At 54.7% G+C, this 14,999-nt stretch carries 11 protein-coding genes; 2 read left to right on the forward strand and 9 right to left on the reverse strand.

What is annotated here, in order from left to right; all coding sequences use genetic code 11:
- Positions 1-6: 6 nt before the first annotated feature.
- The 8 genes from nuoH to lrhA all read right to left on the reverse strand — a co-directional run bounded on the left by nuoH (position 7) and on the right by lrhA (position 10,188).
- Positions 7-984: an NADH-quinone oxidoreductase subunit NuoH gene (gene nuoH / locus AC4IC4_RS16055; protein WP_008500211.1), complete on the reverse strand. Its 978-nt coding sequence runs from the start codon at positions 982-984 to the stop codon at positions 7-9.
- Entirely contained in the window at positions 981-3,704 is a 2,724-nt protein-coding gene (gene nuoG / locus AC4IC4_RS16060; protein WP_491471506.1) for an NADH-quinone oxidoreductase subunit NuoG, read from the reverse strand. Before nuoG ends, nuoH begins: the two co-directional genes overlap by 4 nt.
- Before the next feature lie 55 nt (positions 3,705-3,759).
- Complete coding sequence (nuoF, locus tag AC4IC4_RS16065) at positions 3,760-5,097, reverse strand: NADH-quinone oxidoreductase subunit NuoF (protein WP_023312536.1); 1,338 nt, start codon at positions 5,095-5,097, stop codon at positions 3,760-3,762.
- On the reverse strand, positions 5,094-5,594 hold the full coding sequence (nuoE, locus tag AC4IC4_RS16070; RefSeq protein WP_006176513.1) for an NADH-quinone oxidoreductase subunit NuoE: 501 nt from the start codon (positions 5,592-5,594) through the stop codon (positions 5,094-5,096). Before nuoE ends, nuoF begins: the two co-directional genes overlap by 4 nt.
- Before the next feature lie 2 nt (positions 5,595-5,596).
- On the reverse strand, positions 5,597-7,399 hold the full coding sequence (nuoC, locus tag AC4IC4_RS16075; protein ID WP_023312537.1) for an NADH-quinone oxidoreductase subunit C/D: 1,803 nt from the start codon (positions 7,397-7,399) through the stop codon (positions 5,597-5,599).
- 89 nt (positions 7,400-7,488) lie between these two features.
- Positions 7,489-8,163, reverse strand: a complete 675-nt coding sequence (nuoB, locus tag AC4IC4_RS16080; RefSeq protein ID WP_003861482.1) for an NADH-quinone oxidoreductase subunit NuoB — start codon at positions 8,161-8,163, stop codon at positions 7,489-7,491.
- 15 nt (positions 8,164-8,178) lie between these two features.
- Complete coding sequence (gene nuoA, locus AC4IC4_RS16085) at positions 8,179-8,619, reverse strand: NADH-quinone oxidoreductase subunit NuoA (RefSeq protein ID WP_014171000.1); 441 nt, start codon at positions 8,617-8,619, stop codon at positions 8,179-8,181.
- Between the two features lie 630 nt (positions 8,620-9,249).
- Complete coding sequence (gene lrhA, locus AC4IC4_RS16090; RefSeq protein ID WP_021241557.1) at positions 9,250-10,188, reverse strand: transcriptional regulator LrhA; 939 nt, start codon at positions 10,186-10,188, stop codon at positions 9,250-9,252.
- 938 nt (positions 10,189-11,126) lie between these two features.
- On the opposite strand from lrhA, the gene alaA reads away from it, so the two are divergent.
- Together alaA and yfbR are read left to right on the forward strand one after the other, a co-directional pair.
- Positions 11,127-12,341 carry an alanine transaminase AlaA gene (gene alaA, locus AC4IC4_RS16095; protein ID WP_008500204.1) on the forward strand — a complete coding sequence of 405 codons (1,215 nt, stop codon included), beginning with the start codon at positions 11,127-11,129 and terminating at the stop codon, positions 12,339-12,341.
- A gap of 118 nt (positions 12,342-12,459) precedes the next feature.
- Positions 12,460-13,059, forward strand: a complete 600-nt coding sequence (gene yfbR / locus AC4IC4_RS16100) for a 5'-deoxynucleotidase (protein WP_008503531.1) — start codon at positions 12,460-12,462, stop codon at positions 13,057-13,059.
- Between the two features lie 80 nt (positions 13,060-13,139).
- Here yfbR and AC4IC4_RS16105 read toward each other — a convergent pair whose 3' ends face one another.
- Positions 13,140-14,972 (reverse strand): SLC13 family permease, encoded by a 1,833-nt coding sequence (locus AC4IC4_RS16105; protein ID WP_267216870.1) that lies wholly within the window; start codon positions 14,970-14,972, stop codon positions 13,140-13,142.
- Between the last annotated feature and the right edge of the window lie 27 nt (positions 14,973-14,999).

Genomic DNA, 14,999 nt, shown 5'->3' on the forward strand with positions numbered 1-14,999 from the left:
TGCCCCTTATGGCTGCTGCCAGAGAATGACAGCGGCCGTTACCAACAAGTTGACGAGCGTCAGCGGCAGGCACACTTTCCAGCCGAAGGACATTACCTGGTCATAACGCGGACGCGGTAACGCTGCGCGAATCAAAATGAACATCATCATGAAGAACGCGGTTTTCAGCGCGAACCAGATGAACGGCGGTAAGAACGGGCCATGCCAGCCACCGAAGAACAGCGTTACCATCAACGCGGAAATGGTGACGATACCGATGTACTCGCCCACGAAGAACAGACCGAATTTCATACCGGAATATTCGATGTGGTAACCGTCGGCCAGTTCCTGTTCGGCTTCTGGCTGGTCAAACGGGTGACGGTGACACACGGCCACGCCCGCGATGGCAAAGGTAATAAACCCAAAGAACTGCGGAATAACGTTCCAGATGTCGGCCTGGTTGTTGACGATGTCGGTCATGTTGAATGAACCGGCCTGCGCCACCACGCCCATCAGGGAGAGACCCAGGAACACTTCGTAGCTCAGGGTCTGCGCGGAAGCACGCATCGCACCCAGCAGCGAGTATTTGTTGTTACTGGACCAGCCTGCGAACAGGACCGCGTAAACCGCGAGGCCTGCCATCATCAGGAAGAACAGAATGCCGATGTTCAGGTCAGCGACCACCCAGGTCGGGCTGACCGGCACGATAGCAAACGCCAGCAGCAGCGAGGTGAAGGCGATCATCGGTGCCAGAGTAAAGATCACGCGATCCGAGAAGCGCGGGATCCAGTCCTCTTTAAAGAACATCTTGATCATGTCCGCGACCAGCTGGAGTGAACCACCCCAGCCCACGCGGTTCGGTCCGTAACGGTTCTGGAACAGACCGAGCAGACGACGTTCACCAAAGCTCATGAACGCGCCGCAGGTGACCACCACCAGCAGGATAACAATCGCTTTCAGAATGCTCAGCAGGATGTCGATAAGATCCGGCGTTAACCAACTCATGCTTTTGCCTCCTGCAGATTATCAAGACGCGCACCCGCCAGAACCGGCGCGATGCCAGGCATACCCATCGGCAGACCGACCTGCCCTGCTGTCAGACTTTCAGAAATAATCAGCGGCAGGCTGATGGTCTGGCCGTCATAGCTAAAGGCAATGTTCGCGCCCGCGTTAACGCCAAGCTTCGCGGCATCCGCCGGGTTGAGCTTGATGTACGGCTGCGGCATACGGGTCTGGAAGACCGGTGAACGCTGGGACAGCTCGTCGCTACCGAACAGATGGTAGTACGGCGCAATACGCCAGTTGCCTTCCTGCGCCTGGAAGCTCGCCGGAACGGACGTGAAGAAGTCCAGACCGGTTTCGGAAGCTTCTATCAGACGCACGCCCGGATCGCCGTGGCGCAGGGAGCCGCCCACTTCAGCCTGGAACTTGTTCCATGCCTGCGGGGAGTTCCAGCCCGGTGCCCATGCGAACGGGATTTGCGAACGCGGTGCAGACGGCTGGTTGTTCCCTTCCATGGAGAAGGCGAACATGGTGTCTTTATCCTGCGGCTGGCGCGGTTCGTGCACGCTGATATTGGCGCGCATTGCGGTACGGCCGCTGTAACGGTGCGGTTCACGCGCCAGTTTCTGGCCGCGAATGCGGAAGCTTGCTTCAGGCGCGGCATCTTTAATGCCTGCCAGCTGAGGCAGTTTTTCCACCACCGCGTCGATAACGTGGTCGAGCTGCGTCCAGTCCACTTCACGGCTCTGCACGGTGCTGTGCAGGGAGTGCAGCCAGCGCCAGCTTTCCAGCATCACGGTGTTGCTGTCGTAGTAAGCCGGGTCATAAACCTGGAAGAAACGCTGCGCGCGGCCTTCGTTGTTGATAACGGTACCGTCGCTTTCTGCGAAGCTTGCCGCAGAGAGCACCAGGTGCGCTTTGTCCATAATCGCGGTGCGCTGATGGTCAATCACCATCACCAGCGGCGCTTTGGAGAGCGCGGCGTCAACGCGAGCGGCAGAAGCATGACGATGCAGGTCGTTTTCCAGCACCACCACGGCGTCAGCGGCACCGGATTCCAGTTCGCTTAACGCAGCTTCCAGCGAGCCGCCGCCAATCATGCCCAGACCGATGCTGTTCACCGCACGGGCAATCATGGTCACGCCGACGTCAGCACCGCGGCCTTTCAGGGCTTTGGCCACGTTGGCTGCGGCCTGAATGATCTCAGCGCTGCCGGCGTTGGTACCGGAAATAATCAGCGGTTTCTTCGCACCTGCCAGGGCCTGAACAATCACGTCAACCTTGTTCTGCAGGTCGCGATCCAGTTCTACCGCCGGAGAGTTGCTGTCCAACGCGTGGGCAATGGCAAAGCCAAGGCGCGCCTGATCTTCAACCGGTGCGCAGTAGGTCCACGCCGCGATGTCGTCCAGACGGGTGTTGTCGACGTTGGTCACAAACAGAGGATGCTTCGCGCGCTGACCGATGTTCAGGATCGCCGCAATCTGCCAGTCAGCCACTTTTTGCGCCGCTGCCATTTCACGTGCTTTACCCTTCACCGCCTGACGAACCGCCAGAGCTGCGCGGGCGCCCGTCTGCGTCAGGTCTTCACCCAGCACCAGGACCGCATCATAGGATTCGATTTCGCGCAGCGCAGGGGTATGGATACCGCCTTCACGCAGCACTTTCAGTACCAGCTGCAGACGTTCCTGCTCGCCCTGGGCGATGCCGGTATAGAAGTTTTCCGCCCCGACCAGCTCGCGCAGCGCGAAGTTGCTTTCGATGCTGGCGCGCGGGGAGCCGATACCGATCACTTTCTTCGACTGGCGCAGAATATCTGCCGCGCCCTGCATCGCCTGTTCTGCGTTCAGGGTAATGAAGTCGTCGCCACGGCGCTGAACCGGCTGACGCGGACGGTCTTTCAGGTTCACATAGCCATAGCCGAAACGACCGCGGTCGCACAGGAAGTAGTGGTTAACGGTACCGTTGTAACGGTTTTCGATACGGCGCAGTTCGCCGTAGCGCTCACCCGGGCTGGTGTTACAGCCGAGGGAACACTGCTGGCAGATGCTTGGCGCAAACTGCATGTCCCATTTACGGTTGTAACGCTCGGAGTGGGTTTTATCCGTGAATACGCCGGTCGGGCAGATTTCTACCAGGTTACCGGAGAATTCGCTCTCCAGCACGCCGTCTTCCGGACGACCGAAGTAGACGTTGTCATGCGCGCCATACACGCCCAGATCCTGACCGTCTGCATAGTCTTTGTAGTAACGCACGCAGCGGTAGCAGGCGATGCAGCGGTTCATTTCGTGAGAGATGAACGGCCCCAGGTCCTGGTTACGGTGGGTACGCTTGGTAAAGCGATAGCGACGGAAGCTGTGACCGGTCATCACGGTCATATCCTGAAGGTGGCAGTTACCGCCCTCTTCACAAACCGGACAGTCGTGCGGGTGGTTGGTCATCAACCACTCCACCACGCTTTCGCGGAACTGTTTGGCTTCTTCGTCATCAATCGAAATAAAGGTGCCTTCGGTGGCTGGCGTCATACAGGACATCACCAGGCGACCACGCGTGTCTTCCGCGTTTTGATATTGCTTCACCGCACACTGGCGGCAAGCACCGACGCTGCCCAGCGCCGGATGCCAGCAAAAGTACGGAATATCGAGGCCAAGAGACAGACAAGCTTCCAGCAGGTTGTCCGCCCCGTTGACTTCGTATTCTTTGCCGTCTACATGAATCGTAGCCATTAGCATGCTTCCAGTTGGCTCGGTCGAAACCGAGCGTTAATCAAAATTCTTGTCGTTACCAGCGCGCTTTAAGCAGGTTCGGCTGAATCCCATTGATCGCATGGGTATTGCTGAACGGCTGCTTGATGCCTGCTTCGAACTCGTCGCGGAAATATTTGATCGCGCTCTGCAGAGGTTCGACGGCACCCGGTGCGTGGGCACAGAAGGTTTTACCCGGGCCTAAGAATCGACACAGTTGCTCAAGCGTCTCGATATCACCAGGCTGGCCTTCGCCACGTTCGATTGCACGCAGGATCTTCACGCTCCACGGCAGACCATCACGGCACGGTGTACACCAGCCGCAGGACTCACGGGCGAAGAACTCTTCCAGGTTACGCACCAGCGAGACCATGCCGATCTCGTGGTCGACGGCCATCGCCAGCGCCGTACCCAGACGGCTGCCTGCTTTACCAATGCTTTCGAATTCCATCGGCAGGTCAAGGTGGGCTTCAGTCAGGAAGTCAGTCCCTGCCCCACCCGGCTGCCAGGCTTTGAATTTCAGGCCATCGCGCATGCCGCCCGCGTAGTCTTCAAGAATTTCACGTGCGGTAGTACCGAACGGCAGTTCCCAGACGCCAGGATTTTTAACGCGACCGGAGAAGCCCATCAGCTTGGTACCGGCATCTTTGCTTGAGGAGATGCCCTGATACCACTCCACGCCGTTGGCGAGGATAGCCGGAACGTTACACAGGGTTTCGACGTTGTTTACGCAGGTCGGTTTACCCCATACGCCGGAGCTTGCCGGGAACGGTGGCTTGGAACGCGGGTTCGCGCGGCGGCCTTCCAGGGAGTTAATCAGCGCGGTTTCTTCACCGCAGATGTAACGCCCGGCGCCGGTGTGCACGAACAGTTCGAAGTCAAAGCCGGTGCCCAGGATGTTTTTACCGAGCAGGCCCGCTTCGGTGGCTTCGGCAATCGCGCGACGCAGGTTTTCCGCCGCTTCGATGTACTCACCGCGCAGGAAGATGTAGCCACGGTACGCTTTCAGCGCAAACGCGGAGATCAGCATGCCTTCCACCAGCAGGTGCGGCAGTTGTTCCATCAGCAGGCGGTCTTTATAGGTGCCCGGCTCCATTTCATCGGCGTTACACAGCAGGTAACGGATGTTCATGGATTCGTCTTTCGGCATCAGGCTCCACTTCAGACCGGTGGAGAAGCCCGCACCGCCGCGCCCTTTCAGGCCGGAATCTTTTACCGCATTAACGATGTCGTCCGGCGCCATGCCGCCAAGGGCTTTACGCGCGCCGGCATAGCCGTTTTTGCTCTGGTACTCGTCGAGCCATACCGGCTGTTTGTCATCGCGCAGACGCCAGGTCAGCGGATGCGTCTCAGCAGTACGAATTACAGTTTTCATTTGTACTGCTCCAGCAGGTCAGGAATCGCTTCCGGCGTCAGATGGCTGTGAGTGTCCTCATCAATCATCATGGTCGGCCCCTTGTCGCAGTTACCCAGGCAGCAGGTTGGCAGCAGAGTAAAGCGTCCATCGAACGTGGTCTGGCCCGGCTTGATATTGAGCTTCTTCTCAATCGCAGCCTGAATGCCCTGATAACCGGTGATGTGGCAGACTACGCTGTCACAGTAGCGGATCACATGGCGGCCTACCGGCTGACGGAAGATCTGGCTGTAGAACGTGGCTACGCCTTCTACGTCACTTGCCGGAATACCCAGCACTTTCGCGATCTCATAGATCGCCCCATCCGGCACCCAACCACGCTGTTTCTGTACGATTTTCAGCGCTTCAATGGACGCCGCACGCGGGTCTTCGTAGTGGTGCATCTCGTGCTCAATAGCGGCACGTTCTGCTTCACTCAGCTCAAAAGCCTCGGTTTGTGGTTGTTGATTCTCGTGCATAATTAGCGGTCCACATCTGACATAACAAAATCGATACTACCCAGATACACAATCAGGTCGGAGACCAGACTGCCGCGGATGGCGGACGGGATCTGCTGCAGGTGCGCAAAGCTCGGCGTACGCACGCGGGTACGGTAGCTCATGGTGCTGCCGTCACTGGTCAGGTAGTAACTGTTAATACCCTTGGTCGCTTCAATCATCTGGAAGGATTCTTGCGCCGGCATGACCGGACCCCAGGAAACCTGCAGGAAGTGGGTGATCAGGGTTTCGATATGTTGCAGCGTGCGCTCTTTCGGTGGCGGCGTCGTCAGCGGGTGATCCGCCTTGAACGGGCCTTCCGGCATGTTGTTGAGGCACTGCTCAAGGATGCGCAGACTCTGACGCAGCTCTTCTACTTTCAGCATCACGCGGGTGTAGCAGTCGGAAACACCGCCGCCCACCGGGACTTCAAAGTCGAAGTTCTCGTAGCCAGAGTAAGGACGGGCTTTACGCACGTCGAAATCAATACCGGTCGCACGCAGACCTGCACCTGTCGTCCCCCACTCCAGCGCCTCTTTCGCGCCGTAGGCAGCAACGCCCTGGGAACGGCCTTTCAGGATGGTATTGCGCAGCGCGGCTTTCTCGTAAGAGGCCAGACGTTTTGGCATCCAGTCGAGGAATTCACGCAGCAGACGGTCCCAGCCGCGCGGCAGATCGTGTGCCACACCGCCGATACGGAACCAGGCCGGGTGCATACGGAAACCGGTAATCGCTTCCACCAGATCGTAGATTTTCTGACGGTCGGTAAAGGCGAAGAAGACCGGGGTCATCGCGCCGACGTCCTGAATGAAGGTGGAGATATACAGCAGGTGGCTGTTGATACGGAACAGCTCTGAGAGCATGACGCGAATCACGTTAACGCGATCCGGCGTAACGATACCTGCCAGTTTCTCAACGGCCAGCACGTATGGCATCTCGTTGACGCAGCCGCCGAGGTACTCGATACGGTCGGTATACGGAATGTAGCTGTGCCAGGACTGACGCTCGCCCATCTTCTCAGCACCACGGTGGTGGTAACCGATGTCAGGTACGCAGTCGACAATCTCTTCGCCATCAAGCTGAAGAATAATACGGAATGCACCGTGCGCAGACGGGTGGTTTGGACCGAGGTTGAGGAACATGAAGTCCTCGTTGTCGGTACCGCGCTTCATGCCCCAGTCTTCCGGTTTGAAGGTCAGCGCTTCCATCTCCAGATCCTGCTTGGCTTTGGTCAGCTCAAACGGATCGAATTCGGTGGCACGCGCCGGATAATCTTTACGCAGCGGGTGGCCTGTCCAGGTCTGCGGCATCATGATGCGCGTCAGGTGCGGGTGGCCGTCAAAGGTCATGCCGAACATTTCCCAGGTTTCACGCTCGTACCAGTTGGCGTTCGGGAAAAGTTTGGTGATCGTCGGCAGATGCATGTCGTTTTCAGACAATGCCACCTTGAGCATGATATCCGTATTACGGTCTATTGAGATCAGGTGGTAGAAAACGGAAAAATCCGCAGCAGGGAGACCCTGGCGGTGGGTACGCAGACGTTCATCCATGCCGTGTAAGTCAAACAGCATGACGTACGGTTTTGGCAATTTCTTGAGGAAATCGACAACTTCCAGCAATTGCTCACGCTTCACCCAAACAACGGGTACCCCGGTGCGGGTAGCCTGAACAGTAAAGGCATCCGGCCCAAAACGGTTGCGCAGTTCGCCAATGACTGGGTCATCCAGATGATCCCGGGTCTGCCAGGCGGCTTCTTGCGCGGTTAAGTCGGTCATATTGTTCACCATTGCAAATGGTCCGTGGTGACTGTTGAGCCTGGCTTCGCGCTATTTGAGTAGTGATATGCGAAGGTGTTCTCCAGGCCTACAGGCGCAAATTAAATTTCGTCAGGCGTACGCAGATTGGTGACGGCAATACGTTCACCACGTTTACGCTCGCGCTCAGACTGCATGTTCGCGCGATACACACCCTGATCGCCAACAACCCACGACAGTGGGCGACGTTCTTTACCGATAGACTCCTGCAGCAGCATCAGCGCCTGCATGTAAGCTTCCGGACGTGGCGGACAACCCGGGATGTACACATCCACTGGGATAAATTTATCTACGCCCTGTACGACGGAATAGATGTCGTACATACCGCCAGAGTTTGCACATGCGCCCATGGAGATAACCCATTTAGGCTCCAGCATCTGGTCATAAAGACGCTGAATAACAGGTGCCATCTTGGTAAAGCAGGTACCGGCTACCACCATCAGGTCAGCCTGACGTGGTGAAGCACGCAGTACCTCGGCCCCAAAACGCGCAACGTCATGCACCGCAGTGAATGACGTCACCATTTCAACGTAGCAGCAAGAAAGGCCAAAGTTGTACGGCCAGATGGAGTTCTTACGACCCCAGTTGACCATATCGTGCATGGCATGTTCGAGTTTGCCCATGTACACGCTTTTATTGACTTCTTGCTCCAGGGGGTCGGTTACGATCTCCTGTTTTTGCAGGGGGTAACGGTCATTCTCACCGTTAGGATCTATGCGGGTGAGCGTATAATCCATCTTATTGCCTCGCTGTTACTGCTGACGATTAGAGATACTGTTTTCCGGGTTGATGTGTTCACGACGTGAACGCGCAGGCGTCCAGTCAAGCGCGCCAATACGCACCAGATAAACCAGACCGGCCAGTAGCACTAAAATGAAAATTGCGGCCTCGACAAAGCCCACCCAACCACTTTCGCGGATGGACGTTGACCATGCGAAAAGGTAAAGCGCTTCCACGTCGAAGATGACGAAGAACATGGCTACCAGATAGAACTTGGCAGACAGGCGTAAGCGAGCGGAACCTACTGAATCAATACCTGATTCGAAAGGTGTGTTTTTGTGCCTTGCACGGGCGCGACCGCCCAGGAACCAGCCGCCGACTAACATCAGGCAGCACAGGCCAATGGCTACAATAAGAAAGATTGCGAATGCCCAGTGATGAGCGATGACTTCTGTGGATGTTGACATACTCATTGCTTACTCATCAAAAGTGATACCAACGACACTGCTCTTGCTGGCAGATGGGCATCACATCGATTCATGGGGAGGAACAAATAACCTTACACTAACTGTCAGAAATGAGACGTAGACAGCAAAATGATGGGGTTTTTTACTCCTTTCTATAACCTATTGTCAACTTTAACAAAGGTTTCTTCACATTAAATTACATCGAGCGATTCTCATTAACATTTGGTGCCCTTTAACCCTGGTGGGTGCATGACTTTCCGTCAAATGTATGTTGTTGAATCGTGTCCGTTTCGGAAGTAAAAAAAATAACCCTCCTATTTTGACAGGATTTGCCAACGATTCCTCCCCCCAAATAGGAGTATTTTCTTGATCTGTGACACGCTTTTGTTAATTCAACCAGGAAAACGGCAACATATTTCCTGTTTTTTTAACATGGGAGGTAGGTGGTTGAAGTTAGAACGGAAAACGGACAAGTTTTAAGCAAAAGCATTTAGCATGTTGATAAATATGAAGTATCCTGAAAACCCATGCGCCATAAGCGGATATTTTTGCTAAAAAAAAGCCACTGCATGTGAAAATCACACGAGTGGCTTTTTTTTACACTTACATTTTGTTACCAGAATTTTGAGCTATCGATCACTCGAAATCCCCTTCAACGATCAGGGAATCATCCCCCCCTTCGGAGGTAACGCGTTCGAACTGCCACGGGTTATGGTAGTTTTCCATCGCCTCGAACACCACTTTGGCCAACTCGTTATGGCTGGACGAATTGTGGCAGAGCAGATACTCCGTATCCGGCAGCGCAGGAAGCCCATCAGATTTTCCCAGGACGCGCAGATCGGGGCTCATCATCTCAACCGGACGGGCCGTCACACCCAGACCGGCCTTCACGGCAGCACGGACCGCTGGCAGCGTGGAAGCCACATACGCCAGACGCCACGGAATGTTGGCCTCATTCAGCGCCGTGAGCACCATATCGCGGAACGGGCTCGGGTCATCAAGTAAGACCAGTGGAACCGGCTCCCCTTTTTGCAGCACATATTCGGCCGCGCAATACCAGTGCGTAGGCGATGTACGCAGCGTCAGGCAGTCAAACTGCCCGGGACGATGCGTGGTGACCACCAGATCGACTTTATTCTCATTTAACATCTCAACCATAAAGGCATTACGCTTTACGCTTACGTCCAGCGCAAGCTTCGGATAAACCGAACTAATACGATTGAGAAGAAACGGCAATATAGTATCCGCTGACTCATCAGATGCGCCTAACGTTAGCACCCCTTGAAGGTTGCTAAACATTAATGACATACATGCTTCATCATTAAAGCGAAGAATTTTCCTGGCATAACCCAGAAGCTGAATACCGTGTTCCGTTAAGAGCTTATTACGCCCATGACGCGCAAAAAGCTCTTTACCAACCAGTTGCTCCAGCCGCTGCATTTGCTGGCTGACGGCAGACTGAGTTCGGCAAACGGCGGCAGCAGCGGCTGCAAAAGTGTTGAGATCGGCGACCGCAACAAACGTTCTCAGCAGATCGAGGTCGAGATTCATTATCGGACGATTTGCATTTATCATATCTATTCACTTTCAGGTTGCTCGTGCGGAGCTGCCCGGGTTGAAGCTGTGTGTGTACAGTTAAGCAATTCCCTCTGAAGATTTTCCCTCGCATCCCGGCCCGGCAGACTGCCTGACAGATAGTTATTGTGCTGCTTTATATCAACAGTCAGAAAGCACGTTTCATGACGTTATTTTTATTCTCTTAAACGTTCAGGATATTTAGATGTTCGCAGGTTTATGTAAATTACATTAAAGGTATAACACCTTTTCTGCCATCTGTATCGCAGCGCTGTCAACGTAGCAGGAGATGTTCGACACATTCCTGCCAGAGATAACTCCAACAATAACAATCAATTAATGAGGAAAACCAGTCACAGATATACAAAAAACGTGTATCTGCACTCTGCTTTCCTGGAAGGCATCTTAACCCAAATCCACTTTATTTATAAGTCTTATTGCAATATTGAGGATTAAAGAAGAATGTTAAGCTTCTAAACTAATTTTATTAGAATTAACTAAAGTTGCATTTTTTAGGTTAATAATAAATAAATTTTAATTTAGATTAAGACCATTCATTAATGGCACTTAACATTAATTTCACATGAGTAACTTTTAGCCACAGTATGCTATTACAGAAACAGGTATCAAGCATTCAGGTTTAACGAAATGTCACTCAGAGTGATTGCCACCTTTGTCCTGCTTCCCACCTATTTTTACCAGCACAATATACACAATTTTGACAAATGAATAGCACATTTAACCTAACATGGCATGGTGCGCACAACTTTAATCCAGCATAAAAGCATGCAAGCAGAGAAAAAGATTTATCAAAATTTTGCTGCCGACACAAAATCTTCTACTGCACACCCTTCAAAACGAAGCGAGGGGGGAGTACATTATTCCGTGCTGACTTCCACGGCAGGGAGCGGCAATCATAGCGAAAAGGTTAAAGGTTCATGTCCCCTATCGAAAAATCCAGCAAGCTAGATAACGTCTGTTATGACATCCGCGGCCCGGTTCTGAAAGAGGCAAAACGCCTTGAAGAAGAAGGCAACAAGGTTCTGAAACTCAACATTGGTAACCCTGCGCCATTTGGTTTTGAAGCGCCGGATGAAATTCTGGTTGATGTGATCCGCAACCTTCCTACTGCACAAGGCTATTGCGATTCAAAAGGACTTTACTCCGCACGTAAAGCCATTATGCAGCACTACCAGGCACGCGGTATGCGTGATGTTACCGTTGAAGATATCTATATCGGCAACGGCGTCTCCGAACTGATCGTGCAGGCGATGCAGGCGCTGCTGAACAGCGGTGACGAAATGCTGGTACCCGCGCCGGACTATCCGCTGTGGACGGCAGCCGTGTCACTGTCCAGCGGTAAAGCGGTGCATTACTTGTGCGACGAGTCCTCTGACTGGTTCCCGGACCTCGATGATATTCGCGCGAAAATTACGCCCCGCACGCGCGGCATCGTGATCATTAACCCGAACAACCCGACGGGCGCAGTGTACTCAAAAGAGCTGCTGATGGAGATCGTCGAGCTGGCCCGTCAGCACAACCTGATCATTTTCGCCGACGAAATTTACGACAAGATCCTGTACGACGCGGCACAGCACCACTCAATCGCTGCGCTGGCGCCGGATCTGCTGACCGTCACCTTTAACGGCCTGTCCAAAACCTACCGCGTGGCCGGTTTCCGTCAGGGCTGGATGGTACTGAACGGTCCGAAAAAGCACGCCAAAGGCTATATTGAAGGGCTGGAGATGCTGGCCTCCATGCGTTTATGTGCCAACGTTCCGGCGCAGCACGCGATCCAGACGGCGCTGGGTGGTTATCAGAGCATTAGCGAGTTCATCGTTCCCGGCGGTCGCCTGTATGAACAGCGCAACCGCGCGTGGGAACTGATCAACGATATTCCGGGCGTCTCCTGCGTGAAGCCGAATGGCGCGCTCTACATGTTCCCGAAAATTGACGCGAAGCGCTTCAATATTCACGACGACCAGAAAATGGTGCTCGATTTCCTGCTGCAGGAAAAAGTGCTGCTGGTTCAGGGCACGGCGTTTAACTGGCCGTGGCCGGATCACGTGCGTATCGTGACGCTGCCGCGCGAAGATGACCTGGAAATGGCCATCAGCCGCTTCGGGCGCTTCCTCTCCGGATACCATCAGTAACGTTGCTTTTCTGCCGGGTGGCGCTTCGCTTACCCGGCCTACAAAATCCGCAAATTTGCATCTTGCCTCCCCTCCCCGCACAATGAACGCCTGTCGCAGTGAAGACAAAAGGTAACCTATGAGTCAGAGTCATTTCTTTGCCCACCTCTCCCGCCTGAAACTCATCAACCGCTGGCCGCTGATGCGCAATGTTCGCACGGAAAATGTGTCAGAGCACAGCCTGCAGGTTGCGATGGTCGCTCACGCGCTGGCCGCCATTAAAAACCGCAAATTCAACGGTCAGGTCAATCCAGAGCGCATCGCCCTGCTGGCGATGTACCACGATGCGTCAGAAGTGCTGACCGGCGATCTGCCTACGCCGGTGAAATATTTCAACTCGCAAATTGCGCAGGAATATAAGGCCATCGAGAAAATTGCCCAGCAGAAGCTGATTGAGATGGTGCCCGAAGAACTGCGTGATATCTTCGAGCCGCTTATCAACGAGCATCAGTACACGGAAGATGAAAAGTCGCTGGTCAAACAGGCCGACGCGCTGTGTGCCTATCTGAAGTGTCTCGAAGAGTTGTCCGCAGGGAATAACGAATTCCTGCTGGCGAAAACGCGCCTGGAAAAAACGCTGGAATCCCGCCGCAGCGAAGAGATGGATTACTTTATGCAGGTGTTTGTACCGAGCTTCCATCTGTCGCTGGATGAGATTAGCCAGGATTCGCCACTCTGATTTTCGCCCAGCGGCGCTGCGCTTGCAGGGCCTACGGGATTGTAGGCCGGGTAAGGCGTAGCCGCCACCCGGCAAAATGCTCAGAACGGGAACAGAACCGGTATCAATACCACGCACACCACCATCACCAGCACGGTGAACGGCACGCCCAGCTTCACGAAATCACTGAATGTGTAGTTCCCCGGCCCCAGCACCAGCGTATTCACCGGTGAAGAAACTGGCGTCATAAATGCCGCTGAGGCCGCCATTGCGACCATCATCGCAAAAGGATACGGCGACACGCCCATGGATTTGGCCATCGCCAGCGCAATCGGCGCCATCAGTACCGCCGTCGCGGTATTGGAGATAAACAGACCGATAGTGGCACACATGATAAACAGACAGACCATCATCATGTACGGCCCATACCCGCCGCCCACGTCCATTAAGCCTTTAACGATCAAATCCACCCCGCCGGTTTTTTGCAGCGCCAGGGCGAAAGGCATCATCCCGACAATGAGAATGATGCTCGGCCAGTGAATGGCTTTATAGGCGCTTTCGGCGTCAATACAGCGGAATTTACCCATCAACAGACAGGCAATAATTGCAGCGACCGGATTGGGGATCTCATCGGTCAGCATTAGCGCCACCATCAGCACCAGACAAAAAATCGCGTGGGGGGCCTGGCTGTGCGCCGGGGAGGCATCGCTCTCCTCGACAGGCATGTTGAGCACCACAAAATCACGCCCTTTTTGCCCGAGCTGGCTTATCAGCTTCCAGTTACCGACGACGAGAAAAATATCGCCCAGCAGGATCGGTTCATCCACCACTGCCCCTTCCATCGCTACGCCATCGCGCTTCAGCCCCACGACATTCAGGCCATAGCGGGTTCGGAACCCCATTTCCCGCACGGTTTTGCCCAACAGTTCCGATTCAGGGATCAGCGACACCTCGGCCATGCCAACATCCAGCGCCTGATCGGAGAAATACTCCCCACGCAGCACCATTGGTTCCAGCAGCTGTTCGCTGCAAAACTCGCGCAGATCCACGTCCGCAGTGGACATATCAATCAGGAGGACGTCCCGCGCGCGGAATTCCGACACCCCGTTGACGTTGACGATCACCCGACGAAACCGCCGCCAGCGCTCTACGCCGATCACGTTCGCGCCATAGCGCTCACGCAGCTTCAGGTCGTCAAGGCGCTGCCCCACCATCGGCGAGCCGGGGCGAATAGCCAGACGGCGCGCGCGCCCGGTAAGGCGGTACTCTTTAATCAAATCGCGGAAGGTGCGTCGCTTCCACCCTTCTTTGTTTTTGTCCTGTTTTTCACCTTTCAGGGCAAACCGGGTCAGCAGCATGTAGACCACGCCCAATACCAGAATGACCAGCCCCAGCGGGGTGACGCTGAAAAAGCTGAAGCCCTCAAATCCTTCCCGGATCAGTTCGCTGTTGACGACCAGGTTCGGCGGTGTTGCCACCAGCGTCATCATGCCGCTAATCAAACCGGCAAAACTCAGAGGCATCATCAGGCGTGACGGCGAGCTCTGCATCCGCATGGAGACGCTCAGCACCACCGGGATAAAGATAGCGACCACGCCCGTGGAGCTCATAAACGCCCCCAGCCCGGCGACGGTCACCATCAGGTAGATCAGCATTTTGGTTTCGCTGTTGCCCGCCACCTTCACCAGCCACGACCCCATGATGGTCGCCACACCGGTGCGCACCAGCCCATCCCCGATGATAAACAGGGCGGCGATGAGGACAACGTTGGGATCGCTAAATCCGGAGAAGGCTTCCGGTAGCGTGAGCGTACCGCTCAGCACAAACGCGACGATGACAAACAGGGCGACGGCGTCCATGCGTACCTTGCCCGTTGCAAAAAGAAGGATGGCGATTAAAAGCAGGCTCAGGACCCAAATCAGTTCACCGTTCACAACTTATCCTTGTCAGTGGAAGATGAG

The sequence above is a fragment of the Enterobacter sp. Taxon_2 genome (genome assembly GCF_058355295.1).

What these genes read in the sequence shown, in the direction of transcription:
- nuoF (WP_023312536.1), bottom strand. Translation starts at nt 5,097, where the DNA reads ATGAAAACTGTAATTCGTACTGCTGAGACGCATCCGCTGACCTGGCGT.
- nuoA (WP_014171000.1), bottom strand. Translation starts at nt 8,619, where the DNA reads ATGAGTATGTCAACATCCACAGAAGTCATCGCTCATCACTGGGCATTC.
- nuoB (WP_003861482.1), bottom strand. Translation starts at nt 8,163, where the DNA reads ATGGATTATACGCTCACCCGCATAGATCCTAACGGTGAGAATGACCGT.
- nuoH (WP_008500211.1), bottom strand. Translation starts at nt 984, where the DNA reads ATGAGTTGGTTAACGCCGGATCTTATCGACATCCTGCTGAGCATTCTG.
- nuoE (WP_006176513.1), bottom strand. Translation starts at nt 5,594, where the DNA reads ATGCACGAGAATCAACAACCACAAACCGAGGCTTTTGAGCTGAGTGAA.
- yfbR (WP_008503531.1), top strand. Translation starts at nt 12,460, where the DNA reads ATGAGTCAGAGTCATTTCTTTGCCCACCTCTCCCGCCTGAAACTCATC.
- lrhA (WP_021241557.1), bottom strand. Translation starts at nt 10,188, where the DNA reads ATGATAAATGCAAATCGTCCGATAATGAATCTCGACCTCGATCTGCTG.
- alaA (WP_008500204.1), top strand. Translation starts at nt 11,127, where the DNA reads ATGTCCCCTATCGAAAAATCCAGCAAGCTAGATAACGTCTGTTATGAC.
- nuoG (WP_491471506.1), bottom strand. Translation starts at nt 3,704, where the DNA reads ATGGCTACGATTCATGTAGACGGCAAAGAATACGAAGTCAACGGGGCG.
- nuoC (WP_023312537.1), bottom strand. Translation starts at nt 7,399, where the DNA reads ATGGTGAACAATATGACCGACTTAACCGCGCAAGAAGCCGCCTGGCAG.